Source organism: Afifella sp. YEN Y35 (genome assembly GCF_047553465.1).
In the GTDB taxonomy this organism is placed as follows: domain Bacteria; phylum Pseudomonadota; class Alphaproteobacteria; order Rhizobiales; family Afifellaceae; genus Afifella; species Afifella aestuarii.
Window position 1 is genome coordinate 1,542,052 of sequence record NZ_CP180203.1, and the last position, 23,930, is coordinate 1,565,981.

Consider the following 23,930-nt stretch of genomic DNA (forward strand, 5'->3'; position numbering starts at 1 on the left):
CATCAGCCGCGTCGTTCCGGGGAGGCCGCCGCCTCGGCCGGCGTCCCGCCACCCCCGCTCTTATGCTTGGAAAGCACAGCCTCGGTGATGGAAGTCGGGCGAGGCCTCGGCTTCTCGATGTACCCCAGCAGCGGGAAGATGATGAGGAAGTGGACGAAGTAGTACGCCGTCAGGAGCTGCGTAGCGATCACGTACCAGCCTTCCGGCGGCTTGGCGCCGAAATAGCCAAGGCAGATGACGTCCACCACGAAGATCCAGAAGAAGATGCGATAGAGCGGACGGTACGCCGCCGAGAGCACCTTCGACCTGTCCAGCCACGGCAGGAAGAAGAGCACGATGATCGAGGAGAACATCGCGATCACGCCGCCGAGCTTGGACGGGATGGCCCGCAGGATCGCGTAGAACGGCAGGAAGTACCATTCCGGCACGATGTGCGGAGGCGTCACCAGCGGGTTGGCCAGCGTGTAATTGTCCGGATGGCCGAGATAGTTCGGCAGGTAGAACAAGAACCACGCGAAGAACAGCGCGAAGGCGACCATCGCCACCGCGTCCTTCATGGTCGCGTGCGGCGTGAACGGCACCACGTCGCTGCGCGACTTCGGCTCGACGCCCGTCGGGTTGGTCTGCCCGGTCACATGGAACGCCCAGACGTGGAGAATGACCACGCCGACGATCATGAACGGCAGCAGATAATGCAGCGAGAAGAAGCGGTTCAGCGTCGGATTGCCGACCGCGAAGCCGCCCCACAGCCAGTGGGTGATGGTTTCGCCGACCAGCGGGATCGCCGAGAACAGGTTGGTGATGACGGTGGCGCCCCAGAAGCTCATCTGGCCCCAAGGAAGCACGTAGCCCATGAAGGCCGTCGCCATCATCAGGAGGAAGAGGATGACGCCCAGGATCCACTGGATTTCCCGCGGGGCCTTGTAGGAACCGTAGTAAAGGCCGCGGAACATGTGGATGTAGACCGCGATGAAGAACATCGACGATCCGTTCGCGTGCATGTAGCGCAACAGCCAGCCGTAGTTCACGTCGCGCATGATCTGCTCGACGGAGGTGAAGGCGATCGCGGAATTGGCGGCATAGTGCATCGCCAGCACCACGCCGGTGAGGATCTGAACCACAAGCACGAGGCTCAGGATCGCGCCGAAGGCATAGGAATAGTTGAGGTTCCGCGGGATCGGATAGGCGATAAAGGAATCGTACATGAGCCGCGGGAGCGGCATGCGCGAATCGATCCAGCGTTCAATGCCGGTGCGCGGTTGGTATTCGGATGTACCCTGCATTCTCGTTCTCCGCCGCTCAGCCGATCGTGATTGTGTTGTCGTCGCTGAAGGCCGTGGTGGGGATCAACATGTTCTCCGGCGCCGGCCCATGACGAATGCGCCCGGCCGTGTCGTAGACCGAGCCGTGGCAGGGGCAGAACCAGCCGTTGTAATCACCCGCCTCGCCCATCGGCACGCAGCCGAGATGGGTGCAGATGCCAACCATCACGAGAAACTCTTCACGTCCCGGTGCGGCGCGATTTTCATCGGTCGCCGGCGCGTTGCTCTCGAGGTTGTCGTTGCGCGCGATCGGATCCTTGAGATCGGACAGCGGCGTATTCTTCGCCGCTTCCACCTCTTCAGGCGTGCGGTAACGGATAAAGACGGGCTTGCCGCGCCACATCACCGTGATCGACTGTCCCGGCTCCATGGCGGAGACGTCGACATCGATCGAGGCGAGCGCCAAGGCGGAGGCATCCGGATTCATCTGGTCGATGAACGGCCATGCCAACCCAGCTACGGCCACGACCGCGGCAGCGCCCGTGGCGATGACGAAAAAGTCTCGCCTCGACGGTTCACTGCTGTGCGGATCTGGCGCAGCGGCGGAATCAGGAACGGTAGTCGGATATGTATTAGCGGACACGAATTCTACCCTCGCAGGTCGGACGGCCATTTGCGACTGGAAGAGCGCGAAGACGCGACAGCCAGCCGACTCCGCTTGCTCCACGCAGCTCCCAGCGAAGACCAAGCGCGCGGCCTCTTAGCGCCCCTGGTTTCATTTGTCACCCTTGCCCAAGGCTTGTCCAGTGACGCTTAGACGAACACGCCACAATGTCGCGCCTCAGCCTCCACTTTTGCGTCAAGCAACGTCGAGGCTGATCTCACGCGGAGCCAAGAAACCGCCGGACTGGCGTTCCCATAGCTTTGCATAGACACCGTTTTTTTGGAGCAATGTCTGGTGTGTGCCGGTTTCGACAATCTGCCCGCGCTCCAGGACGACGAGACGATCCATAGCAGCGATCGTCGACAAACGGTGGGCGATGGCGATTACCGTCTTTCCTTGCATCAGCCGTTCAAGATTTTCCTGAATCGCGGCCTCGGCTTCCGAATCGAGCGCGGAGGTCGCCTCGTCGAGAACCAGGATCGGAGCGTCCTTGAGCAGGACACGCGCGATCGCGATACGCTGGCGCTGACCGCCCGACAGTTTCACGCCGCGCTCGCCGACGAGAGCGTCATAGCCGGAGCGGCCGCGATGATCGGAAAGATTGTCGATGAATTCCGCCGCTTCGGCGGCACGCGCCGCCTCTTCGTACTGATCTTCGTCTGCATCCGGCCGCCCGTAGACGATGTTGTCGCGCACCGAGCGATGCAGAAGAGCCGTATCCTGCGTGACGACACCTATCGCGGCCCGCAGCGAGGCCTGGGTCACCTCCGAGATGTCCTGCCCGTCGATGAGGATGCGCCCGCCTTCGAGGTCGTAAAAGCGCAGGAGAAGGCTCACCAAAGTCGATTTGCCGGCCCCCGAAACGCCCACGAGACCCAAGCGTTCGCCGGGGCGCACATGCAACGAGAGATCCTCGATCACGCCGCCACCGCGACCGTAATGAAAGCGAATGTGCTCGAAGCTGATGTCTCCCCCGCTGACGGCGAGATCTCTGGCATCCGGCTTGTCGAGCACCTCGTGGGGTCGGGAGATCGTCTCCAGCCCGTCCTGGACAATGCCGATATGCCGGAACAAGGCGGACAGCTGGAACATCACCCAGCCCGCCATCGTGGACAGGCGAGTCGCCAGCGCAAGCCCGGTGGCGATCGCGCCCGCCGTGATGGCGCTATTCTGCCAGAGCCAGAGCGACGTCACGGCGATCGCAACGACGAGACCCGCATTCAGCATGGTGAGAACGGCGCGGATGGTCGTCACCTGACGTGTCAGGACCCGCAAACGCTCCACGAAGGTGCCGATCGCCTGGCGAACGAAGCTTTCCTCCGTCTCCGCTTCGGCGAAGAGCTTGACGGTCTGGATGTTCGTATAGCTGTCGACGATGCGGCCATTGACGATGGAGCGCTGGTTGGAAACGCGCTTTGCAGCCCCGCGCAGCCGCGGGATCATCACGTAAGCGAGAACGACGTACCCGCCGAGCCACACGATGACGGGCAGCATCAGACGAAGATCGGCCTGCCCCAGGAGGACGAGAGCGGTGATGGCGAAGACCAATACGGTCCAAAGCGTCTCCGCCAGCCCGGTCACGAAATCCGCAAGCGAGATCCCCGTCTGCATGACCTTGTTGGCGATGCGCCCGGCGAAATCGTTGGCGAAGAAGGAAACGCTCTGGCGCAGAACATGTCGGTAGCTCTGCCACCGCACCAGATTGGCGAAATTCGGTGCCACGCTCTGCTCGCTCAAAAGACTGTTGGCGATGACGAAGGCAGGTCGCAGGACGAGCACCACGAACGCCATCCCGAGCAAGGTCACGCCATGGTCGGACCAAAAGGTCTCCCGGCTCGCGCTGCCGATCATGTCGACGAGCCTGCCGATAAAGGAAAAAACCACGGCATCGGTCACGGCGGAGCCGAGCCCCGTCGCCAGCAATGCGGCCAGCGGCCAGCCCATCTGGCGGGCGTAATGCCAGATGAAGGCCATCGTCGTTGCCGGAGGTTGGGCGGAATCAGGCCTGAGGGGATCGATCAGGCGCTCGAAGAAGCGAAACATGGATCCCAATATGGCGCGGCTTTGCGATGGCGAGAAGACGTGCTTCTTCTTGCCACGCTTCACCTTCCTTCTGCAGAGCAGAGCCCATCCGCAAACCCCTCGCCGCACAGCCATGATCGATATCGCGCTCTTCCAACCCGACATTCCGCAGAATGCCGGGGCAATCCTTCGCCTCGGCGCGTGTTTCGGCGCGACCGTCCACATCGTCCATCCTGCCGGCTTCGTTCTCTCCGACAGAAATCTGAAGCGCGCGGGGATGGATTACGTGGAACTCGCGGCCCTTCGCGAGCACGACGATTTTGCGGCTTTCGAGAGGTGGAGGCGAGAAGCCGGCCGGCGGCTCGTCGCGCTGACGACACATGGACGCGAGAGCCTGCCGGATTTCGCGTTCACTGCCGACGACATCCTGCTTCTCGGACGGGAATCGGCGGGACTGCCGAGCGATGTCCGCGACCGGGTCGATCGGCTCCTGCGCCTGCCGATCCGGCCTGCGACGCGCTCGCTCAACGTCGCCAATGCCGCCTCGATCTCTCTGTTTGAAGCGCTGAGGCAGACCGGCGGCCTTCCCGCTTCCAGTTAGGCTTCCGCGTGCGCCAATCTCACGTGGAGGATCAGGTCAATCGGCGGTCGGCAGCCGGCGCATGGTGAACTCGATGTCGCCATTGTCGAGCTCGCGCCAGCTTTCGACCTCGCTCTGATAGGCTTCGCGCGGAAAGCGCTGCAGGAATTCGCGGGCGCGTTCTCGCGCCCGCGGCCGAGGCAGAACGAAGGTCTCCCGCCGCCAGATATCGAGACCTTCGGGTGCTGGTCCCCTTGCGCTGCGTCCATGCGAGAAGTCGCCGTTCATCGCGCCAACCTCCAGCGCGCCGATCTTCGGCCACGCCCGGTCTCAATATAGCGCAGCAGAAAGTCCTCTGCGAATCAGACGAATCGCAGGCGGCGGTCACATGCTGCCAGACCGTGGATGCGCGACATCTCGCAGAGCAAGCCCCATGGCGATCCAGGCCGAGCCGATCACGATCAGATCGACGGCGAGGAAGATGCCGAGGGCCCAAAGGCTCGAGGCCGGCCAGCCGACCAGAATGACGACACCGATGAGAATGGTGAGGAGACCGGAGGCGAGGACGTATCCCCATCGCCGCTGCGGGCGCATCGAGAAGGCGAGGAAGGTGCGCACACCGCCCGCGAAGATCAGCACCACGCCGAGAAGCCAGGTCAGGATCACCGCCGCGAACAGCGGCGCCACGAAAATCATCGCAGCGGCAACGACATAGAGCGCACCGATCAGGATCCACAGGAAGAAGCGCGACCAGCGGCGCGACTGGATGCCGTGGGCCACCTCGGCAAAGCCGGAGAGAAGCATCATGATGCCGATGAGATAGACACTGGCGACCGTCGCCGTCACGATCGCGATGAAGCCCAAGAGGCCGCCAATCAAAGCGATCGCGCCGAAGGCCACGAGCCAGCCCCAGCGCTCCGCCAACGTTTCCTGCATTTCTCGGTCTCTCGGGCCGAGCCCGCCAAAATCGCTTTCGTACATGGCAATCTCCATATCTTCTCGTTGCCAGAAGGAACTCAAGCCACGCAGTTCGGTTGCCGCGATCAAAGCCATGCTTTAAGCGCGAGACAATGAGCCGCAACATGCACCTTTACCGGCCGGATCTCGACGCTCTCAGCGTGCCGGACGACATCGATGCCAAAAAGGCAGAAGCCCGCGCCTGGTTCGAGGCCCTTCGCGACACGATTTGCAGTCGGCTCGAAGCCCTGGAAGATGCCGTGCCGGCCGACGCCGCGGGCGAGGCACCCGCCGGCCGCTTCGAGCGTACGCCGTGGGATCGGAGCGACCATTCCGGTGCGGCCGGAGGTGGCGGTGTCATGTCGGTGATGCACGGACGCGTCTTCGAAAAGGCCGGCGTCCATTGCTCGACCGTCTTCGGGGAATTCGCGCCAGAGTTTCGCGGGCAGATCCCCGGCGCCGATGAAGATCCGCGATTCTGGGCGTCCGGCATTTCTTTGATCGTGCATCCGCGCAACCCGCATGTGCCGGCCGCACATATGAACACGCGCATGGTGGTGACGAGCCGCCAATGGTTCGGCGGCGGCGCCGATCTGACGCCGGTCCTCGCCGCACGGCGCAGCCAGGATGATCCGGACAGCCGCGATTTTCACGCCGCAATGGAAGTCGCCTGCCGGAGCCACGCAGAAGTCGATTATCCGCGTCTCAAGACGTGGTGCGACGATTACTTCTACCTTCCCCACCGCGACGAGGCGCGCGGCATCGGCGGGATTTTCTTCGATTACCTGAATTCGGGCAGCGGCAGTGATGAAGGCTGGAAAGCCGACTTCCACTTCGTGCAAAAAGTGGGTCAGGCCTTCGCCGACATCTATCCCAAGCTCGTGGAACGCAACTTTGCGACACCCTGGAGCGAGACCGAGCGCGAGGAGCAGCTCGTTCGCCGGGGACGCTATGTCGAATTCAATCTGCTCTACGACCGGGGCACGATTTTCGGGCTCAAGACGGGAGGCAACGTCGCCTCCATCCTGTCGTCGATGCCACCCGAGGTCCGGTGGCCGTAACGCCCCTTGGCGCGGCCTTCAGGCCATGTCTTCTGCCTCCAGCGATCTGCCATTTGATGACGAGATGCGACCATAGGCACGTCTTGCGGCATTGAATCCGCCGAACGATCGCTCACATTGAAGAATGCGTCGGCAGCAAGTCCGATGTCATCAAGGCAAGGAGGAAGCCATGAAGACGATCACCTGTGGGGAACTCGTTCCCGGCTGCACCTACAAGGCCCGCGCCGAAACGGAAGCGGAGCTTCTGCAGAAGGTCTCCGAGCATGTGCGCAGTGCCCATCCGGGCATGGAGATGACGCCGAAGATGGTGGAAAAGGTCAAAGCCAAGGTGCACGAGGAATAATCGTCCCCACACGACGACTCTTCCAAGCAACACCTTAGAGAGGCCCGGCACCGCATGGCCGAATGCGGTGCCGCTATGGGCATTATTGCCGGTGAGCCAGCGCCAACAGCTCCTCGCGCGTGATCGCGAAATCAACCTCTAGCCAACGCTCTTCCAACTCGTTGAGAAGTTTGCCGAGCTCCGGGCCCGGTTGATGGCCTGCGGCCAGCAGATCCTTGCCGCTCAGTGGGAATGTCGGTCGCTCATAATCGCGCACGAAGGCGAGCTGGCGCTTGCGCGCCGCGACTGCGCTCTCATCCCCCTTCTCCCTGTCACGGGCGAGCGCCAAAAACAGCCGATCCGTGAGCGCGCGGCGACCCGCAGAATACGCCCGGCGCGCCAGCAGCGCTTCAGAAAGCTCGCTCTCCGGCTCGGGTGTATCTGCCCAGGAGACGAGACGCTCCGTTTCCTTCCGCGCCAGACGCAGACGGCTCGCAAGCTGATCGATGCGGGCGCGGTGCGGCGGGATGATCGCCATGAGCCTCAGGAGCGGATCGGGCGGGATCTCCTCGGCACGTTCGGCGGCAACCACCCGCTCGATCGCATCGATGCCCCAATTTTCCGGAAGCGCCTTGTCGAGCGTGCCGGTGATACGCATCCAGCGCAGGGCGCGCGAAGGATCGGGCGCGCCGAGCAGTCTTTTCAATTCCGACCAGACGCGCTCGGCCGACAGCACGGCGATGCCGGCCTTCAACCTCGAACAGGCTTTCAGCCCTTCGGCATCGGGCCGCCCATCTCCATACCAGGCGAAAAAGCGAAAAAACCGCAGGATGCGCAGATAATCCTCGCGGATGCGCTCTTCGGGGTCGCCGACGAAGCGGATATTGCGCGCGGCAAGGTCGGGATAGCCGCCGAGCGGGTCGAAGACGTGGCCGCTCGCATCGCAGTAAAGCGCGTTCAGCGTGAAATCGCGTCGGCCTGCGTCTTCAGCCCAATCCTCCGTGAAGCGCACGACCGCATGGCGGCCGTCGGTCTCCACATCGGCCCGCAGCGTCGTCACTTCGAAAGGGTGGCCTTCGGCGATCACCGTCACCGTGCCGTGCTCGATGCCGGTCGGCACGCTTTTCAGCCCCGCGTCTTCTGCCGCCGTCACGACGTCTTCGGGCCGCAGAACCGTCGCCATGTCGATGTCGCCGACGGGCTCACCCAGAAGCGCGTTGCGCACGGCACCCCCGACGATGCGCGTCGCCCCCTCCTCGCTCTTCAAAGCGTGCATCACCCGCTTCAGCGCCGGCGCGTCGAGAAAGGGATGGCCGGCAAGGCTCGGCAGTTTCAAATCTTCTCTCCATAAAGCTCGTCGGCGAGCATCCTGATGATGCCGGCCGTAACGCCCCAAATGTATCGGTCGTGCCAGGGCATTTCGAAAAAGTAGCGCGCACGGCCTTGCCAGATGCGGCTCTTCTTACGGTGGTTGCTTGAATCCATCAGAAAGGCGAGCGGGGTCTCGAAGGCCGCCGCCACCTCATGCGGGTTGAGACTGAGCGGCTGGCCGGGTTTCACGACCGCCAAAACCGGAGCAATGCGAAAGCCGGAGGCTGTCAGATAATCCGGCGCGCGCAGAACCACTTCGACGGCCGAAGGCCGAAGGCCGATCTCCTCTTCCGCCTCGCGGAGCGCCGCTTCCTCGGCCGTCTCGCCGGGATCGATCTTGCCGCCGGGAAAGGCGACCTGCCCGGCATGGCTGCTCAAGCGTTCCGTGCGCTGGGTCAGGATCACACTCGCTTCGCCGGGGTAATCGACGACGGGGACGAGGACGGCCGCATCGCGCCGCTTCATCGCTGCGAACATGGCAGCAAGCTCAGGATTGATGCTGTGGTCGCCATATTCGCGCGGGGCATGGGCCTCCGCCGCGAAGGCGTTTTCGGCACGCCGGCGAAATTCGTCCGCCGTATAGGGAATCGTTTCCTTCACAAAAGTCATCCTGCGCCGTCTTCGGGGAGTTCCGGCAGTGAGAAGAACGCCCCGGCGGATATCAGGCCAAGAGCGCCTTCTCGCTCCTGCGCCAGATCGACGAGGTCGTGCGTGAGCGCGCGCGTGAGAAGCGCCTCCAGCCCCGCCCGAACGGTCACATAGGGCTTCACGCCGAGCGTGTGCGGCTCGATGGCGAATCGGATGGGATGCGTGGCATCGGCCGTGACGACGTCGTCGACATTGGTTCGGAAGGTGAGCCTTCGCTCATCCGCCTCTCCGTCCACAGCCATTTCGACAGCCAGAAAGGGCGCATCATCGACATGGATGCCGACCTTCTCCACGGGTGTCACGAGCACGTATTCGCCGTCCGGCTCACGTTTCAGCACCGAGGCGAAAAGTCGGACGAGTGCCGGCCGCGTCATGGGTGTGCCCATATAGAACCAGGTTCCATCCGCGGCGATGCGCATGTCGATGACACCGCAATGGGGCGGATCCCACTTTTCCACCGGACGCGCAGGAGCTCCTTCACCGGCGCGGCGCATGAGCTCGGCGAGGCCCGGCGGCAGTTCACCTTTCTTTGTTCCTCTTTCCATCGCCCCGTTCCGGTCCATCTCTTAATCTGTAAAGGCTGAGATCTCTTCGCCCCCGGCATGACACAATCGGCCATGAAAACGAAGGTGTGGGGCAGATGCGGCAACCGGCAACCACGGATCAGGCCTAATGAGTGCAATGACGCAGCCAGAAACCAATCCGGACGAGATCGTCCGCGAGGCGGAGAAGACCGTCGACCTGCTCGGTCAGGTGCGCGAGGCGATCGGCCGGGTGATTTATGGTCAGGACGTCGTGGTCGAGCGAGCCCTCATCACGCTTCTGTCGGGCGGACATGGCGTTCTCGTCGGCGTGCCGGGCCTCGCCAAGACCAAGCTCGTGGAAACGCTCGGCACCGTGCTTGGGCTCCATGCCCGGCGCATTCAGTTCACGCCGGATCTGATGCCGTCCGATATTCTGGGGGCGGAAGTTCTGGAAGAAAGTGGTGACGGACGGCGCGCCTTTCGTTTCATCCGCGGCCCGATCTTCGCTCAGCTCCTTATGGCCGATGAAATCAACCGCGCCAGCCCGCGGACGCAATCGGCGCTTCTGCAGGCCATGCAGGAGCAGCATGTGACGATCGCGGGGCAACGCCACGACCTGCCGCAGCCTTTCCATGTGCTCGCGACGCAGAACCCGCTGGAGCAGGAAGGCACCTATCCGCTTCCCGAAGCCCAGCTCGACCGTTTTTTGATGCAGATCGACATCCTCTATCCCGATCTTCAATCGGAAAGGCGGATGCTGCTTGAGACGACCGGCGCCCACAACGCGGTGACGGAGACCGTCCTCGACGCCGAGCAATTGATGGCGATCCAATCGCTGGTGCGGCGCATGCCGGTCGGCGACGGCATCATCGATGCGATCCTTAAACTCGTGCGCTCCGTACGCCCCGACGAAGCCCAGCCCGAAATGGCCGACCGAATCGCCTGGGGGCCGGGTCCGCGCGCCAGCCAGGCGCTGATGGTGACGGTTCGTGCTCGCGCCCTTCTCGACGGTCGCCTTGCCCCCTCGCTCGACGATGTCGAAGCACTCGCTCTGCCGATCCTGCAGCACCGAATGGCCGTCACCTTCGCCGCACGTGCCGACGGCATGAGCGTCCAGGACATCATTCGTCGGGCTATCGAGCAGGCCCTCTGACGCCGATGGCAGCTGGCGCTCCCTCTCATCACACCGGATCGGTCGCCGACGCGCGAAGCCTTGCCGCACGCCTGCCCGACCTTCTGGTCGCCGCCCATCGCGTGGCCGCCAATGCGATGTTCGGATCGCATGGCAGGCGCAGGCCGGGCACCGGCGAAACCTTCTGGCAATACCGCTCCTATCAGCCCGGCGAACCGGCGAAGCGCATCGACTGGCGACGGTCCGCGCGCGACCATCACCTGTTTGTCCGCGAACGCGAATGGGAGGCGGTGCAGACGGTCTGGCTGTGGCCCGACCTTTCGCCTTCCATGCGCTTTCGCTCGCGGCTTGCGACACAGGAAAAGGCCGAGCGCGCGCTTATTCTCATTCTGGCGCTCGCGGAGCTCTTGGGGCGCGGCGGTGAACGCGTCGGCATACCTGGCCTTGTCTCGGCCCGTCCCGGGCGCGACCTGCCGGAGCGCTTTGCCGAAGCGCTGCTGCGTGGCGACCTCGCCGACGACTGGCCGACGACTGCGCCGATCAAACCGCTTTCCGACGTCGTCATCGTCAGCGATTTTCTCACCGATCCCGAGACGATCCACGAACGCTTCCGTCATGCGGCCGAAAAGACGGCCCGTCTTCACCTTCTGCAAATTCTCGACCCGGCCGAAGAGACCTTTCCTTACGGCGGGCGCCTCGAATTCGAAGATCCGGAGACCGGCGGCACCTGGCTCGCGGAGCGCGCCGACCTTCTCAAGGAAGGCTATCGCGCCCGTCTCCTTGCGCATCGCCATGAGATCGCCCGCCTCGCCCAGCAGGCCGGTTTCTCATTCAGCGTGCACCATACGGACCGTCCCGCCTCGGAAGGGCTTCTCGTTCTGCAGTCGAGCCTGGCCGGCCCGAGCGAACGACGCTTGAGCGCATGATCGCCAATTTCGCGTTTCTCTCACCCTGGATGCTTGCAGCGTTTGCCGCGCTGCCGCTCTTGTGGTTCATCCTGCGCCTCACGCCGCCGCGGCCGACGCGGGAGATCTTTCCTCCGACGCGCATTCTCTTCGGCATCCAGGAAGAGCAACGGACACCGCGGCGCACACCCTGGTGGCTGACCGCGCTGCGGCTTTTGCTTGCCGCACTCATCATCCTGGCTCTCGCGCGGCCCGCACTGCAACCCTCCGCCAATCTCGCGGAAACCCGGCAAGGGCCGCTTCTCATCATCCTCGACAACGGCTGGGACAGCGCTCCGGACTTCGCGACGCGCCGCGACGTCGCCGCCAGGCTGATCGACGAGGCCGGACGTGGCGACCGCCCCGTCGCGATCGCGGCAAGTGCCGGCGAGGCCAACGCCAATCTCGCGCCGACCTCCCCAAGCAAGGCGGCAAGACGCCTGGCCGCGATCGAACCCGAGCCCTTCCCCGCCAACCGTCAGGCGCTTGCGGACAGGCTCGCCGAGCTCTTTCCGGCCAACTCCGCGGAAGTCGTGTGGATCGGCTCGGTTCTCGACGGTGGCGATGGCGGCAGTTTCGCGGCGGCCCTTAAGGCCATCGATGCGGATCCGCTCCTCATTACGGCGCCCGCCGCACTCTCCGTCCTGCGTCCGCCCCGCAACGCCGCCGACCGCGCCGACGTGCGCGTGAGCCGCATCGGGCCGGCCGCCGGCATCACACTCGCCGGCTTCGACAGCGAAGGCCGCCGTCTCGTCGACACTGAGACGAACCTTGCAGCTGATACCGATACGGACGTGGAAATTCAGCTTCCGACGGAAATGCGCAACGAAATCGCGCGGTTTGAAATCGTCGGCACGGAGAGCGCAGGTGCCGTGCAACTCCTCGACGGACGCTGGCGCCGCAAATCCGTCGGCCTGATCGCCGGAGAAGCGGGCGATGCGGCACAACCGCTTCTTGCCCCCCTCACCTATGTGGAGCGGGCTTTGTCGCCTTATACGGACATCAAAGAGCAAAGCGGTAAGACCTCGCCCCAGGCGATCGACAAGCTTTTGACCACAGGCGTCTCCGTGCTCGTCTTCACCCAGACGGGCAATCTGCCGCCGGAGACCGTCGACAAGCTGCGCCGGTGGATTGCGGCCGGCGGCACGCTGCTGCGCTTCGCGAGCCCGAATATCGGCGCGAGCGATCCTGAGCTTCTGCCCGTTGAACTTCGCGAAGGTGAGCGCGCACTCGGCGGTTCGCTGTCCTGGGAGGAACCGCAGGCAATCGGTCGGCTTTCGCCGGAAAGCCCCTTCCGTACCATCGAAATCCCGGCCGATGTGCGCATCCGTCGCCAGATCCTGGCCGAACCGCGCTCGCTGCCGCAGGCAGAGACCTGGGCGGAGCTTTCCGATGGTACACCCCTCATCACGGCCGTCACACGCGGTCAGGGCCGCATCATCCTCTTCCATGTGACCGCAGATCCCCGCTGGTCGAACCTGCCGATCTCCGGCGCCTTCGTGGACATGCTGCGTGCGATCGTCGATACGGCCGAGCCTTCCGTTCGCCTGCCGCCGGAGAATATGGCCTCCGGCGAAATCGCGCCGACACCCGCACGCGCACCGTCGCGCAGTTCGCCCTGGAAGCCCGCCTCGGTGCTTGACGGCTACGGACGCCTGCGCCCGCCGGGATCAAAGGCCGCTCTCGTCGCGGACATCGATGCGGCAACCGCAAGCGCCATCACGCCCCCGGGCCTCTACGAGCGCGGTGGCGATATTCGCGCCCTGAATACGGTGACCGACGAAACGGATCTGACCCCGCTCGATCCCAACACCATCGGCTGGTCAGGGCGTGTCGGCTCGCTCACGCCCGAACGGGCGAAGCCCCTGTGGCCGTGGATCCTCGCCATTGCCGCCCTTCTTGCCGCGCTCGACGGTCTCGCGGTCCTGGCGCTGTCCGGTCGGCTCATTCCCCGGCGTGCGGTGACCGCTGGCCTCGCGCTGGCAGCCCTGGTCGCGATCGCTGCACCGAACACAGTCTCTGCGCAGGAAGTCTCGGTGGAAGATGCACTTGCCGGCACGCTCGAAACCAGGCTCGCCTACGTCATCACCGGCGACACACTCGTGGACGAAACCAGCCGGGCGGGGCTCAGAGGCCTGACCGAATACCTCGCGGGGCGGACCGCGCTTGAACCCGGGCAGCCGGTCGGGCTCGACCTCGCGACCGACGAGCTCTCCTTCTACGCGCTCATCTACTGGCCGATGAGTGCGGGCCAGACACCACCTTCGGCGGAGGTGATGGCGAAGGTCGACGCCTATATGCAGAACGGCGGCACGATCCTCTTCGATACGCGAGACGCCGGCAATCCAATGCCAAACTCGGCGCTCAGCGCCACGCCGGAAACGCAGGCCCTGCGGCAGATCCTGTCCGAGATCGACGTGCCGGCCTTGCAGCCGGTGCCGCCCGACCACGTTCTGACCAAGGCTTTCTATCTCCTCAGCACGTTTCCGGGCCGCTGGGACCAGTCGCAGCTCTGGGTGGAGGCGATCGCCGATCAGCCGGACGATACGGGACGGCCGGCCCGCGGCGGCGACGGTGTCTCGCCGATCCTGATCACGGGCAACGACTTTGCCGCGGCCTGGGCGATCTCAGCCGACAACAGCTTTCTCTATCCGACCATTCCCGGTGACCAGCGCCAGCGTGAAATGGCGTTCCGCGCCGGCGTCAACATCGTCATGTACACTCTGACCGGGAATTACAAAGCCGATCAGGTCCACATTCCGGCGCTCTTGGAGCGCCTCGGCCAATGAACAATTTCGTCTTTCACCTCGAGCCGCTTCTGCCCTGGTGGCTCATTGGCGGGCTTGGCGGCCTTCTTCTCGTCGTCGCTCTCTACGTCTTGTTTCGCCGTCTGTCCGGCGCCTTTTTGCGGCTTCTTGCCGGCGCACTTCTCGTCTTCGCTCTCACAAACCCAGTCCTTGAGAGAGAGGAACGCGAGCCCCTGCCGTCTGTCGTGGCCGTCGTGGTCGACGACAGCGGCAGCCAGGGGATCGGCGGGCGGCGTGCGCAGACCGAGCAGGCCGTCGCACAGCTCAAAGAGCGCATCGGCTCGCTCTCGGGCTTCGAAGTGCGCGAGGTCCATGTCGGCGACGCCTCGGACGACAGCGGCACGGCGCTTTTCGGCGCTCTCTCCAAGGCGGTCGACGACGTGCCGCCCGGTCGCCTCGGCGGCGCGATCATGGTGACCGACGGCATCGTCCACGACACCCCCTCGTCTCCCGAAAGCCTCGGCTTCAACGCTCCTGTCCATGCTCTCATCACCGGCGAGGAAGACGAATACGACCGGCGCATCGTGCTTGAACGGGCGCCGCGTTTTGCCATCCTGGGCGAAGACCAGACCATCACCTACCGTGTCATCGATCCGCGGCTTTCTCCGGGAAGTCTTGTGCGCGTGACGCTGCGCATCGATGGGCGCGAGGTCGCGACAGACATGGCGGTGGTCGGTGAAAGTCAGATTATCGACCTTCCGATCGAGCATGCGGGACGCACGATCGTGGAACTCGAGGTCGAAGCGGCCGAGGGCGAGCTCACCACGGACAACAATGTCGCCGTCGCCGATATCGACGTGGTGCGCGAGCATTTGCGCGTGCTTCTCGTCTCCGGCGAGCCCCATGCCGGCGAGCGCACCTGGCGCAACATCCTGAAATCCGACGCGGCCGTCGACCTCGTCCACTTCACCATCCTGCGTCCGCCGGAAAAGCAGGACGGGACGCCCATCCACGAATTGTCGTTGATCGCGTTCCCGACACGTGAGCTCTTTGCGGAAAAGATCGATGAGTTCGATCTCATCATCTTCGACCGCTATCAGCGGCGAGGCGTGCTGCCGATCCTCTACTTCGACAACATCGCCCGGTATGTGCGCGATGGCGGGGCGGTGCTGATTGCGGCGGGGCCCGATTACGCCTCGACGGCGAGCCTTTATTCCACGCCCCTCGGCGGCATTTTGCCGGCGGCCCCGACCGGGAACGTGACAGAGGCGCCTTACCGGGCGGAGATCACCGAACTCGGACGCAAGCATCCGGTGACCCGCGACCTGCCCGGCGGGGATACCTCCCCGCCGAGCTGGAGCCGCTGGTTCCGCCTCATCGATACGGACGTCACGGCCGGCGACGTCGCCCTCAAAGGCCAGGACGGCAAGCCGCTCCTGGTTCTCGCACATGAGAACGAAGGGCGTATCGCCATGCTTCTCTCCGATCAGGCCTGGCTCTGGGCGCGAGGCTTCGAAGGCGGCGGCCCGCACGGCGCGCTCCTCAGACGGATCGTGCACTGGCTGATGGGCGAACCGGAGCTTGAAGAAGAAGCGCTGACAGCGCGCGCGGAGGGCAACAGCCTGGTCGTGGAGCGACAGACGCTCGGTTCCGAGAAGCCCGAAATCACGGCGACGGGACCGGACGACAAAACCAATCCGGTCCCCATGACCGAGGCGGAACCCGGTCTTTGGCGAGGGCGCATCGATAACGCTTCTCTTGGCCTCTACAAGGTCAGCGACGGCAAAATGAGTGCGCTCGCCCATATCGGCGTCGCAGACCCCGTGGAGTTCCGGGAGGTCGTCAGCACACCGGACAAGCTCGCCCCGATCGCCGAAGCGACGGGCGGGGGTGTCGTCCGGCTTGCCTCCAACAATGGCAACATTCCCCGCATTGCCGCGGTCTCTCGGCGGGCCAGTGCCGCAGGTTCCGGTTGGATCGGCCTCAAGCGCAGCGACGCAACGATCCTAAAGAGCGTCGATCGCCTGCCGCTCTTCGGCGGCTTGATGGGCCTTGCCCTTCTCCTCGGCGTCTTTGCCTCATTGTGGTGGCGCGAAGGACGCTGAGCCAAAAAAACTGGCTCAGATCGTCGCGGTCTGCCGGTTCGGCGTTGGCCGATCGGCGAAGCGTCCTAAGTTCGGTTTTGCCTCACCCCCTACGGCTATCCCAAATTTGCACATGAAAGGAATTTTGCGATGAAAGGGCCAGACGTTTCCCTGAAGCATCTCCAGCGCGCTCTCACGATGGAGTTGACGACTGTCAACACCTACATCCTGCAGGAGCGCAAGCTGGACGATTGGGGCGTCGATCGCCTTGCGAAGCGTATGCGTGAAGAGATCGACGAAGAGCGCGAGCATGCCAATCTCTTCCTCACCCGCCTGCTCTTCCTGGAGGGCAAGCCGGACGTCCACACGCTCGACAAGATCGATCAGCCGAAAGACATCGCTCATATCTTCCAGACGCAGCTCGAAATGGAAGAAGAGGCGATCGAGTATTACAACAAGGCGGCACGGGAGTGCCAGGAAGCCGGGGATATCGGCAGCTTCAATCTGTTCATGACGATTCTCGGTGACGAAGAAGAGCATGTCGACTTCGTCGAAGAGCAGCAGGACCTGATCGAGATGCTGGGCATGCAGCTCTACATCTCACGCCAGGTGTCTTCCGCAGCCGTCGAAGAAGACGACGACTGATCTCTCTCAGTCATTTTTGAGAGTTTTCAACGATCGCCCGTCCGCAAAAATTGCGGGCGGGCTTTTGCTTGCTGAGGCGTGCGTTAGGGCCGTCCGACGACGATGCCCGCCAAAGAGGCCGCGATCCCCTCCTCCAGCTCCGCGACCAGGAGCCGCCGCGGATCGCATGGTCCCGGCATCTTCACCCGCCCCGGTGGCAGTGGCGCAAAACCGAGCGGACCGTAATAGGGCGGATCGCCGACCAGGAGCACATAGCGGATACCGAGGGTGCGAGCCTCCGCCAAGGCGTGGCGCACGAGGGCCTTGCCGTAACCGCGGCTCTTCAAAGGCGGATCGACCACGAGGGGCCCGAGAAGCCTGCCTTCGCACGAGCCGATGACGATCGGCGTCAGTCGGACAGAAGCGGCGAGCTCTCCGTCGAGATCGACGACGAATGACAAGGCTGGATCGTGCGGCGCCTGCTCGCGCACGCGAAACGCGGCCCGCGCATAGGCGCCCGGCCCGAAGGCGTTTGCAACAAGGGTTGAGATGGCAGGATCGTCGTCCGGCGCTTCCGGCCGGATCAAAATATCGGACATGGGCTCAGCTGGCTTTCGAAGGAGGATGGCCGCGGCTCATCGCGCAGCATGAAACCGCCGCTCCCTGAGCGGCGGAACGAGCCTCATCGGAGGCGCAGAATCTTCGATGTCCGATACATGGTCCGATACATGGGCGCGCCCTCTATCACACGCCTCGCACCCTTTCAACGAGTTCTCGCATTGCGCTGCTGTGGGCAACACCGCGTTTTCGAGCCTCAAAGACAACGAACCTTCGGCCGCACTGTCCGGGGTGAGCAGGCAAAGCCGGAGCAGACCTCCGGCTTCTCGTGCAAACACAACCGCCGCAGGCAGTCGCTCAGGATAACTAAGCTCTTTGTCTTCCCGGCCCCGCACCACATGTTTGGGCAGCGCCGATGGCCAAACACGTCTGGTCGATCCGGCCGAGCTTCTTTAAGACGCAGAGATGCCCCATAGCGGGGAACGGGAGAAATTCATGGGTTTGTTGGTCGACGGCGTCTGGCAGGACCAGTGGTACGACACCGAGAAGACCGGCGGAAAGTTCGAGCGTGAAGCTTCGATCTTCCGCAATTGGGTGACACCCGATGGCGAAGCCGGTCCCTCAGGCAAAGGTGGCTTCAAGGCCGAACCCGGCCGCTATCATCTCTATGTGTCTCTCGCCTGTCCGTGGGCGCACCGCACGCTGATCTTCCGCCGCCTCAAGGGGCTGACGGACATGATCGGCGTGTCGATCGTCAGTCCGCTCATGCTCTCCGAAGGCTGGATCTTCGACGACGAGCATCCCGACCACCTCTACGGCCTCAGGCGCCTTTACGAGGTCTATCTGAAGGCGAAATCGGATTACAGCGGTCGCGTCACCGTTCCGGTCCTGTGGGACAAGGAACAGGAGACCATCGTCTCCAACGAATCTGCGGAGATCATCCGCATGTTCAATTCGGCCTTCGACGGTGTCGGGGCGCGCGCCGATCTCGATTTTTATCCGAAAAACGAGCGGGCGGCGATCGACGAGATCAATGCTCAGGTCTACGAGACCGTCAACAACGGCGTCTACAAAGCGGGCTTTGCGACCAAACAGGCGGTTTACGAAGAGAACTACAAAGCCCTCTTCAACACGCTCGACGAGATCGATCAGCGCCTCGACGACCAGCGCTTCCTCGTCGGCGATCGCCTGACGGAAGCCGACTGGCGTCTCTTCACGACGCTGGTGCGCTTCGACGCCGTTTATTACGGGCACTTCAAGTGCAACAAGCGCCGCATTTCCGACTATTCAAATCTGTCGGGATATCTGCGGGATCTCTATCAGATCCACGGCGTGAAAGAGACGGTCAACTTCACGCATATCAAGCGGCATTACTATTACAGCCACGCCAACATCAATCCGACGCGCATCGTACCGCTCGGACCGCTTTTGGTGCTTGATTCTCCGCATAATCGGGACCGGTTTCCGGGCGAAGGAATCCCGAAAGACTGACGCGTCTCCCAAAGACTGGCGTTATAGGTTCACCAATCCTGCGCAGGCGCTACGGCGCCTGCCATTTCGGCAATGCGTGCACGGGTGGCGGGCGTCGTATTGTCCGGCAGATTGTCCAATGGAAACGTGCCGATGTCTGCGATCTCAGCACCCCTCGGATCGACACCGAAGTCTTTCCAGCTGCGGCAGACGTAAAGCGCGACATGGTCGTTCGGGTGCGCCCGAGCATTGCGGTAGATGCCGAAAAGCTCCGCAGGCCCGTCGAGCTCCGCTCCAGCCTCCTCGCGCACTTCCCTGGTCAAAGCCTGAAGGAGCGTTTCGCCCGATTCGACGCCGCCGCCAGGCAGATACCAACCAGGCATGTAGGTGTGGCGAACGAGAAAGACGTGTCCATCGGCGATCATCGCGGCACGCACACCAAGCGTCATACCACGAGACACTCGCCCATAGGTCAGCAATGCCTTTTGGGCCAGTTGCTGGATGATGTCGAGCTGCGGCAGGCGTCGCTTCGTCATCGTCACCTCCTCTCAGAACTGTCGCATGCGCGTCCGGCGGTGGCAAAGTTTCAAGCCATTGCACAGACACTCATAGCGCGATAGGCGAAACCATGTTCCGCCTTGCGCATATCTCCGACGTGCATCTGCCGGCCCTGCCGCAGCCGCGTCTTCGCGAACTCGCCTCCAAGCGCATCATCGGCTATGTCAACTGGCGGCAGAACCGCAAGCAGGCGATGACCGAAGGCAGTCTCGACCTTCTCACGACCGACATCGTCGATGCCGATCCCGACCATATCGTGGTCACGGGCGATCTCACCAACCTCGCGCTCCGGCAGGAATTCGAGAACGCGCGGCTGTGGCTGCAGGCGCTTGGGCCACCGGCGAAGGTGACGGCCATTCCGGGCAATCATGACGCCTATGTGCCGCGTGCGCATCATCGCTACCGCGCGCTGTGGGCACCATGGATGCGCGGCGACATCGACGAAACGGACGACGCGGAACATGTCGACCGGGCGATTTTCCCGTTCATGCGGCGCAAGGGCAATGTCGCCATCATCGGCCTTTCCTCGGCGGTCGCATCGGCGCCTTTCATGGCGACCGGGCGCCTTGGCCGCAGACAGACGGCGCGCCTGGAAGCCTTGCTTCAGGAAGCTCGGGACGAAAGGCTTTTCCGCGTCGTCCTGGTGCACCATCCGCCCAAGCTGATCGATCCAGGCCGGGCACTTCGGCGACTGACGGACGGATACAGGCTGCGCCGCGCAGTCGAGCGCTTCGGTGCCGAACTCGTCCTCCACGGCCATGATCACATCCGCGCGGTGACCGCCATTCGCGGGCCGCACGGCACGGTTCCCGTCATTGGCGTGCCGGCCGGCAGCAGCGGGCCCTCTGCGGGACCAAAATCGGGCGGCTACGCCTTACACGAAGTCGAGGAGAGCCCCGATTGCTGGCACCTCACGGTCATTCACCGCTGTCTCGATGAAAGCGGCGGCGTGAAGGAGGCGATGCGGGTTCAGTTCGACATCAAGCGACCGTAACCCAGGCATAGACGAGAAGCGCCGACGCGCCGACAATGATGCCGATGATGAAGGCGAGAAAAACCCAAAACCCGGACAGGCGGGAGCGCGCGTGATTCTGGATCTGTCGCGCATCCGCAAGCCTGCGGTGACGCGCCATCTCCACATCATCGGCTGCCAGCGCGCGTTCGCGCTCGACGATGCGCTCCGCCAGATGCGTGGTGACACGGTCCGCCATCTTCCCCGCATCATTCGCCTCGGCGAGAACAATGCGCCCGTTCAGCGTGTCTTGGAGAAAACGAAAGGTGCGCTTGTCGCGCCCCATCATCACGAAGCTCGTCGCATCGACCCAGTAGCGCGGCGGATCACCGGGCAGAATCGACAGCAGGAAGCGATCCCGGTCGCGCTCGGGGAGTTCCTCGGCGACACCCGCCATTTCTTCCGCGAGAAGCTCGAGGCGTGCGCGTTCCGTCTCTCTCAGATCGACGATTCCGTCCATCCGGTCCGATTCGCGAATCCGCGCCTCACGAATGCGTTCCTGCAGCTTCCGAACGGTCGCCCCGGTCGCTGGCACCGTGTTCATCCTCGCTCCCCTTTCGCGGACTGTGAGCGGAGGCTACCAGAAAGCCTCCGTGGCGGCAGGCACCGACACGCAGTCTCCACTGCTATCTATGGTTAAAGAAAGGCAAATGGAATGGCGTCAACGGCGAGAAGCAGCGATCGTGTCGAAGAGGCAGCACGAGCGGCCGGGATCGATATCTCCATCGAGCGCATGCCGGACACGACCCGCACCGCCGAAGATGCCGCAAAAGCCTGCGGCACGAGCGTTGCGCAGATCGTGAAATCCTTGATCTTCAAGAAAGCCGAAAGCGGCGAGCCGGTGCTTCTCCTCGTCTCCGGCGAGAATCGCGTCAACGAGAAGAAGATGGCGGAACGGCTCGGCGAAGCGCTCGAGCGCGTCGATGCGCGCGCCGTGCGCGAGCTGACGGGTTTTGCGATCGGAGGCGTGGCGCCGCTCGGCTCGATTTCTCCTCTCGCCACCTATATCGACGAAGACCTTCTCGCCTTCGATTCCGTCTGGGCAGCAGCGGGCGCGCCGAACGCCGTCTTCGAAGTCGCGCCGCACAAGCTCAAAGAGGCGACTGGCGCCAAGGTCATCCGTATGGATTGAGGGGAATGGCGTACCACTCCCCTCCCCACTCGACCGGCCTCAGCCAGCCTGTCCGGTGCCGCCAGCTTCTGGTTGCGTGGTGTCGTTGACGAGAGAACCCGGCTCCACGGTCTGGAAGTAAGCTGCCACAGCCTTCATCTCCTCATCCGTCAAGGCATGGGAGAGCTCGTCCATCGGATTGTAATCTCCGACATTGCCGCGATCGTTCTTCGCGAAGAGCTTCAACTGGTTCTCCGTATAGGTCGCATACTGGCCGCTCAGATTGGGGAAGACGCGAGACGTGAACTTCGTCTGCTCGTGGCAGGAGAGGCAAGCGGCGACCTTCCGGGATGGCACGCCATCATGGGCGATCTCGCGGCCTTTTTCGACGAGCGCCGGATCGAGCTTGTCCGCCCCCGGCGCGGCAACGTCCGGCTGCGAGGCATAGTATTTGGCGAGAGCCTCGATCTGCGGCTGCGACAATTGCGTGGCGACCGGACGCATGAAGCCACTGTGGCGCTCGCCGCTCGCATAGGCCTCAAGCGACTTCTTCAGGTATTGCTCGTTCTGCATGGCGAGGTTCGGAAATGCGCCGAGGCCGCGCCCTGTCCCATCCTCACCATGACAACGACCGCACATCGGAAGCAGGGCGTCCTGCATGGCGAATTCCAGAAAGCCGCTGGCAGGCGTGCTGGAGCGATATTCGGCCCGCTTCGCGGCATCCGAGCGTGTATCCGGAAAGTGATCGCCGAACTCGACATTGAGCTTCTTGGTGATCGACCGTCCCTGCCCGTAAGCGAGATCGCGGTAGGTGGCGTAATCCATGTCCGGCAGCTTGCGCAGGAAGGCCGCCATCGACCAGGCTTCATCCTCGCGGTCGGCATCGGTCCAGGCGGGCATTGCCGTGTACTTGACGCCGTGCAGAACGATCCAGGCGAGCTCCTTGTTGCTCAGCTGATCAACAGCCTCGACCAGGTATTGCGGACGGGGCCGCAGCTGCAAGGCGACAGCGTTCTGGCCGAGCTCAGGAGCGCCGTGACACGACACGCAGACATGGCCGTAATGTGCGGCACCTTGCGCGACCCTCCAGTCGGCATCGAAATCGTCGGGCTCCTTCATATCCCCCGCGTGAAAGGCGACCGCCCGCTTCATGCCGTAATGGAGGATGTTCGCCCATCCCTCAGGATGAGGGATCGATGCGGCCAGATTGATGATGCCCGAGACGAGCACGATGACGGCAACAAGAGCGACCGCAACTGCGGTCGTGCCGAGCGGACCAATCCATAACGACAGTCGGTCAGGGAAGAATTTTTTCATGGCGGGAAGGCAGCGCTGGGAGGTTGTTGATGTCGGCTAAACTAGGGCTCAAACGCGCTCCGTCCCGCCGCGTTCCGGGGTTTTGGCCACTTTTCGGCCGCTAAAAGGCGGAATTGCGGCGCAGAATTTCGACTTCACGCGCCGCATTGCTTCGCCAACTCAGCAGCAGGATTGCCCGATGCTAGCGGCTGTTCTCCGAGATAAGTCTCGCCGCTGCTGACGGAATTTCCCACGGCAGCATGTGACCGCTATCCGCAAAGAGGTGCACGCCGATCACCCCCGGCAGCCCGCGGGCCTGTGACGCTGGCAAAATCCGATCTTGTTCTCCCCATAAGAGCTTCAGAGGGCAAGGAAGAGCCGCGATCGCCTCAAGCGGCAGCATCTTCTGGGCTCCGCCGGCGTGCAACGTCTCAGAAATCGCCACAAGCGCCTCGCCCGCGCCCGGCACCTCGCGCTCGGCCGAGAGCCGGAGGATCAGGTCGTCAGACAGCTCGGCACGAAAGCCGACAAATTCCTCGAGCACCCGGCGCATCTCCTCAGAGCCGCGGGCCGCCGCATAATGGGCCAAAGCGCGGTGGTTCACCGCCGGACCAAATCCACCCGGGGCAAGAAGCGTCAAGGAACGTGTCTTTTCCGGCTCCTTCAGCGCGATGAGCGCCGCGGCCGCACCCCCCATCGAATGACCGGCGAGATGGAAGCCGTCTGGCGCGCGTTCGGCCAGGTCCGCCCGCACGGCGCGGGCCGCCGTCACGGCATGGCCGAGCTCAGGATAGGCGAGCGACGCCGCATGCCCGGGAAGATCATAAAGAAGGATCGATCTCTCACGCCCCAATTCGGCGCAGACATCATCCCACGTCCGGTGCGAGCCCGCAAAACCATGCAAGAGAACGACGGGGATCCCATCGTTCTGTCCAACCCGGCGCACGAACAAGGACGACATGTCTCCGGCCCCTCCCCCTTTT

General features: G+C 63.5%; 24 protein-coding genes. 11 read left to right on the forward strand and 13 right to left on the reverse strand.

Features of this window, described 5'->3' with window-relative positions:
• Nucleotides 1-2 precede the first annotated feature (2 nt).
• From ACK8CP_RS07375 to ACK8CP_RS07385, 3 genes are all read right to left on the reverse strand, one after another.
• Nucleotides 3-1,283, reverse strand: a complete 1,281-nt coding sequence (locus ACK8CP_RS07375) for a cytochrome b (protein ID WP_234627696.1) — start codon at nucleotides 1,281-1,283, stop codon at nucleotides 3-5.
• A 16-nt stretch (nucleotides 1,284-1,299) separates the two neighbouring features.
• Nucleotides 1,300-1,812 carry a ubiquinol-cytochrome c reductase iron-sulfur subunit gene (petA, locus tag ACK8CP_RS07380; protein WP_414834206.1) on the reverse strand — a complete coding sequence of 171 codons (513 nt, stop codon included), beginning with the start codon at nucleotides 1,810-1,812 and terminating at the stop codon, nucleotides 1,300-1,302.
• A 309-nt stretch (nucleotides 1,813-2,121) separates the two neighbouring features.
• Complete coding sequence (locus ACK8CP_RS07385) at nucleotides 2,122-3,969, reverse strand: ABC transporter ATP-binding protein (protein ID WP_414833824.1); 1,848 nt, start codon at nucleotides 3,967-3,969, stop codon at nucleotides 2,122-2,124.
• Nucleotides 3,970-4,081: 112 nt separating this feature from the next.
• On the opposite strand from ACK8CP_RS07385, the gene ACK8CP_RS07390 reads away from it, so the two are divergent.
• Nucleotides 4,082-4,549 (forward strand): tRNA (cytidine(34)-2'-O)-methyltransferase, encoded by a 468-nt coding sequence (locus ACK8CP_RS07390; RefSeq protein WP_414834207.1) that lies wholly within the window; start codon nucleotides 4,082-4,084, stop codon nucleotides 4,547-4,549.
• 36 nt (nucleotides 4,550-4,585) lie between these two features.
• Here the strand turns inward: ACK8CP_RS07390 and ACK8CP_RS07395 are convergent, their stop codons facing one another.
• Both ACK8CP_RS07395 and ACK8CP_RS07400 read right to left on the reverse strand, forming a co-directional pair.
• Entirely contained in the window at nucleotides 4,586-4,816 is a 231-nt protein-coding gene (locus tag ACK8CP_RS07395) for a hypothetical protein (protein WP_234627692.1), read from the reverse strand.
• Nucleotides 4,817-4,912: 96 nt separating this feature from the next.
• On the reverse strand, nucleotides 4,913-5,509 hold the full coding sequence (locus tag ACK8CP_RS07400) for an HdeD family acid-resistance protein (RefSeq protein WP_414833825.1): 597 nt from the start codon (nucleotides 5,507-5,509) through the stop codon (nucleotides 4,913-4,915).
• A gap of 101 nt (nucleotides 5,510-5,610) precedes the next feature.
• Here ACK8CP_RS07400 and hemF point away from each other — a divergent pair, with 101 nt between their 5' ends.
• Entirely contained in the window at nucleotides 5,611-6,546 is a 936-nt protein-coding gene (gene hemF / locus ACK8CP_RS07405) for an oxygen-dependent coproporphyrinogen oxidase (RefSeq protein WP_414833826.1), read from the forward strand.
• A 169-nt stretch (nucleotides 6,547-6,715) separates the two neighbouring features.
• The gene (locus tag ACK8CP_RS07410; RefSeq protein WP_234627689.1) at nucleotides 6,716-6,889 is read left to right on the forward strand and encodes a DUF1059 domain-containing protein; all 174 of its coding nucleotides are present in this window, start codon (nucleotides 6,716-6,718) and stop codon (nucleotides 6,887-6,889) included.
• Nucleotides 6,890-6,971: 82 nt separating this feature from the next.
• On the opposite strand, the gene ACK8CP_RS07415 is transcribed toward ACK8CP_RS07410, so the two are convergent.
• From ACK8CP_RS07415 to ACK8CP_RS07425, 3 genes are read right to left on the reverse strand one after another with little or no spacing between them, the layout of a single operon-like run.
• Nucleotides 6,972-8,204: a CCA tRNA nucleotidyltransferase gene (locus ACK8CP_RS07415; protein ID WP_414833827.1), complete on the reverse strand. Its 1,233-nt coding sequence runs from the start codon at nucleotides 8,202-8,204 to the stop codon at nucleotides 6,972-6,974.
• On the reverse strand, nucleotides 8,201-8,839 hold the full coding sequence (locus tag ACK8CP_RS07420; protein WP_414833828.1) for an NUDIX hydrolase: 639 nt from the start codon (nucleotides 8,837-8,839) through the stop codon (nucleotides 8,201-8,203). Before ACK8CP_RS07420 ends, ACK8CP_RS07415 begins: the two co-directional genes overlap by 4 nt.
• 5 nt (nucleotides 8,840-8,844) lie before the next feature.
• Entirely contained in the window at nucleotides 8,845-9,432 is a 588-nt protein-coding gene (locus ACK8CP_RS07425) for a DUF1285 domain-containing protein (RefSeq protein WP_414833829.1), read from the reverse strand.
• Nucleotides 9,433-9,559: 127 nt separating this feature from the next.
• Here ACK8CP_RS07425 and ACK8CP_RS07430 point away from each other — a divergent pair, with 127 nt between their 5' ends.
• From ACK8CP_RS07430 to ACK8CP_RS07450, 5 genes are all read left to right on the forward strand, one after another.
• Complete coding sequence (locus ACK8CP_RS07430; RefSeq protein WP_128293784.1) at nucleotides 9,560-10,564, forward strand: AAA family ATPase; 1,005 nt, start codon at nucleotides 9,560-9,562, stop codon at nucleotides 10,562-10,564.
• 5 nt (nucleotides 10,565-10,569) lie between these two features.
• On the forward strand, nucleotides 10,570-11,469 hold the full coding sequence (locus ACK8CP_RS07435) for a DUF58 domain-containing protein (protein ID WP_414833830.1): 900 nt from the start codon (nucleotides 10,570-10,572) through the stop codon (nucleotides 11,467-11,469).
• A complete protein-coding gene (locus ACK8CP_RS07440; protein ID WP_414833831.1) occupies nucleotides 11,466-14,276 on the forward strand; it encodes a DUF4159 domain-containing protein in 2,811 nt (936 codons plus the stop codon). Before ACK8CP_RS07435 ends, ACK8CP_RS07440 begins: the two co-directional genes overlap by 4 nt.
• Entirely contained in the window at nucleotides 14,273-16,339 is a 2,067-nt protein-coding gene (locus ACK8CP_RS07445) for a hypothetical protein (protein ID WP_414833832.1), read from the forward strand. The genes ACK8CP_RS07440 and ACK8CP_RS07445 overlap by 4 nt, the downstream gene beginning before the upstream one ends.
• Before the next feature lie 129 nt (nucleotides 16,340-16,468).
• Complete coding sequence (locus ACK8CP_RS07450; RefSeq protein WP_234627683.1) at nucleotides 16,469-16,963, forward strand: bacterioferritin; 495 nt, start codon at nucleotides 16,469-16,471, stop codon at nucleotides 16,961-16,963.
• A gap of 83 nt (nucleotides 16,964-17,046) precedes the next feature.
• Here ACK8CP_RS07450 and ACK8CP_RS07455 read toward each other — a convergent pair whose 3' ends face one another.
• Nucleotides 17,047-17,541 carry a GNAT family N-acetyltransferase gene (locus tag ACK8CP_RS07455; protein WP_414833833.1) on the reverse strand — a complete coding sequence of 165 codons (495 nt, stop codon included), beginning with the start codon at nucleotides 17,539-17,541 and terminating at the stop codon, nucleotides 17,047-17,049.
• Nucleotides 17,542-17,995: 454 nt separating this feature from the next.
• On the opposite strand from ACK8CP_RS07455, the gene ACK8CP_RS07460 reads away from it, so the two are divergent.
• Nucleotides 17,996-18,991: a glutathione S-transferase family protein gene (locus tag ACK8CP_RS07460; RefSeq protein ID WP_234627681.1), complete on the forward strand. Its 996-nt coding sequence runs from the start codon at nucleotides 17,996-17,998 to the stop codon at nucleotides 18,989-18,991.
• A gap of 29 nt (nucleotides 18,992-19,020) precedes the next feature.
• Here the strand turns inward: ACK8CP_RS07460 and ACK8CP_RS07465 are convergent, their stop codons facing one another.
• A complete protein-coding gene (locus ACK8CP_RS07465; RefSeq protein WP_414834208.1) occupies nucleotides 19,021-19,419 on the reverse strand; it encodes an NUDIX domain-containing protein in 399 nt (132 codons plus the stop codon).
• Nucleotides 19,420-19,598: 179 nt separating this feature from the next.
• Between ACK8CP_RS07465 and ACK8CP_RS07470 the strand changes: the two genes are divergently transcribed.
• The gene (locus tag ACK8CP_RS07470; protein WP_414833834.1) at nucleotides 19,599-20,522 is read left to right on the forward strand and encodes a metallophosphoesterase family protein; all 924 of its coding nucleotides are present in this window, start codon (nucleotides 19,599-19,601) and stop codon (nucleotides 20,520-20,522) included.
• Here ACK8CP_RS07470 and ACK8CP_RS07475 read toward each other — a convergent pair.
• Nucleotides 20,509-21,084, reverse strand: coding sequence for a hypothetical protein (locus ACK8CP_RS07475; protein WP_414833835.1), 576 nt, complete (start codon nucleotides 21,082-21,084; stop codon nucleotides 20,509-20,511). The two genes, ACK8CP_RS07470 and ACK8CP_RS07475, sit on opposite strands and share 14 nt — an antisense overlap.
• A 111-nt stretch (nucleotides 21,085-21,195) precedes the next feature.
• On the opposite strand from ACK8CP_RS07475, the gene ACK8CP_RS07480 reads away from it, so the two are divergent.
• Nucleotides 21,196-21,672, forward strand: coding sequence for a YbaK/EbsC family protein (locus ACK8CP_RS07480; protein ID WP_414833836.1), 477 nt, complete (start codon nucleotides 21,196-21,198; stop codon nucleotides 21,670-21,672).
• 39 nt (nucleotides 21,673-21,711) lie between these two features.
• Here the strand turns inward: ACK8CP_RS07480 and ACK8CP_RS07485 are convergent, their stop codons facing one another.
• Nucleotides 21,712-22,968 carry a c-type cytochrome gene (locus ACK8CP_RS07485; protein ID WP_234627677.1) on the reverse strand — a complete coding sequence of 419 codons (1,257 nt, stop codon included), beginning with the start codon at nucleotides 22,966-22,968 and terminating at the stop codon, nucleotides 21,712-21,714.
• Nucleotides 22,969-23,149: 181 nt separating this feature from the next.
• Nucleotides 23,150-23,908, reverse strand: coding sequence for an alpha/beta fold hydrolase (locus ACK8CP_RS07490; protein WP_414833837.1), 759 nt, complete (start codon nucleotides 23,906-23,908; stop codon nucleotides 23,150-23,152).
• Nucleotides 23,909-23,930: the final 22 nt, after the last annotated feature.

Bases quoted from the DNA above. Each gene is read 5' to 3' on its own strand.
- ACK8CP_RS07375 (WP_234627696.1), bottom strand. From the start codon at position 1,283: ATGCAGGGTACATCCGAATACCAACCGCGCACCGGCATTGAACGCTGG.
- ACK8CP_RS07385 (WP_414833824.1), bottom strand. From the start codon at position 3,969: ATGTTTCGCTTCTTCGAGCGCCTGATCGATCCCCTCAGGCCTGATTCC.
- ACK8CP_RS07390 (WP_414834207.1), top strand. From the start codon at position 4,082: ATGATCGATATCGCGCTCTTCCAACCCGACATTCCGCAGAATGCCGGG.
- ACK8CP_RS07395 (WP_234627692.1), bottom strand. From the start codon at position 4,816: ATGAACGGCGACTTCTCGCATGGACGCAGCGCAAGGGGACCAGCACCC.
- ACK8CP_RS07400 (WP_414833825.1), bottom strand. From the start codon at position 5,509: ATGTACGAAAGCGATTTTGGCGGGCTCGGCCCGAGAGACCGAGAAATG.
- hemF (WP_414833826.1), top strand. From the start codon at position 5,611: ATGCACCTTTACCGGCCGGATCTCGACGCTCTCAGCGTGCCGGACGAC.
- ACK8CP_RS07410 (WP_234627689.1), top strand. From the start codon at position 6,716: ATGAAGACGATCACCTGTGGGGAACTCGTTCCCGGCTGCACCTACAAG.
- ACK8CP_RS07425 (WP_414833829.1), bottom strand. From the start codon at position 9,432: ATGGAAAGAGGAACAAAGAAAGGTGAACTGCCGCCGGGCCTCGCCGAG.
- ACK8CP_RS07430 (WP_128293784.1), top strand. From the start codon at position 9,560: ATGAGTGCAATGACGCAGCCAGAAACCAATCCGGACGAGATCGTCCGC.
- ACK8CP_RS07435 (WP_414833830.1), top strand. From the start codon at position 10,570: ATGGCAGCTGGCGCTCCCTCTCATCACACCGGATCGGTCGCCGACGCG.
- ACK8CP_RS07440 (WP_414833831.1), top strand. From the start codon at position 11,466: ATGATCGCCAATTTCGCGTTTCTCTCACCCTGGATGCTTGCAGCGTTT.
- ACK8CP_RS07445 (WP_414833832.1), top strand. From the start codon at position 14,273: ATGAACAATTTCGTCTTTCACCTCGAGCCGCTTCTGCCCTGGTGGCTC.
- ACK8CP_RS07450 (WP_234627683.1), top strand. From the start codon at position 16,469: ATGAAAGGGCCAGACGTTTCCCTGAAGCATCTCCAGCGCGCTCTCACG.
- ACK8CP_RS07455 (WP_414833833.1), bottom strand. From the start codon at position 17,541: ATGTCCGATATTTTGATCCGGCCGGAAGCGCCGGACGACGATCCTGCC.
- ACK8CP_RS07460 (WP_234627681.1), top strand. From the start codon at position 17,996: ATGGGTTTGTTGGTCGACGGCGTCTGGCAGGACCAGTGGTACGACACC.
- ACK8CP_RS07465 (WP_414834208.1), bottom strand. From the start codon at position 19,419: ATGACGCTTGGTGTGCGTGCCGCGATGATCGCCGATGGACACGTCTTT.
- ACK8CP_RS07470 (WP_414833834.1), top strand. From the start codon at position 19,599: ATGTTCCGCCTTGCGCATATCTCCGACGTGCATCTGCCGGCCCTGCCG.
- ACK8CP_RS07475 (WP_414833835.1), bottom strand. From the start codon at position 21,084: ATGAACACGGTGCCAGCGACCGGGGCGACCGTTCGGAAGCTGCAGGAA.
- ACK8CP_RS07480 (WP_414833836.1), top strand. From the start codon at position 21,196: ATGGCGTCAACGGCGAGAAGCAGCGATCGTGTCGAAGAGGCAGCACGA.
- ACK8CP_RS07485 (WP_234627677.1), bottom strand. From the start codon at position 22,968: ATGAAAAAATTCTTCCCTGACCGACTGTCGTTATGGATTGGTCCGCTC.
- ACK8CP_RS07490 (WP_414833837.1), bottom strand. From the start codon at position 23,908: ATGTCGTCCTTGTTCGTGCGCCGGGTTGGACAGAACGATGGGATCCCC.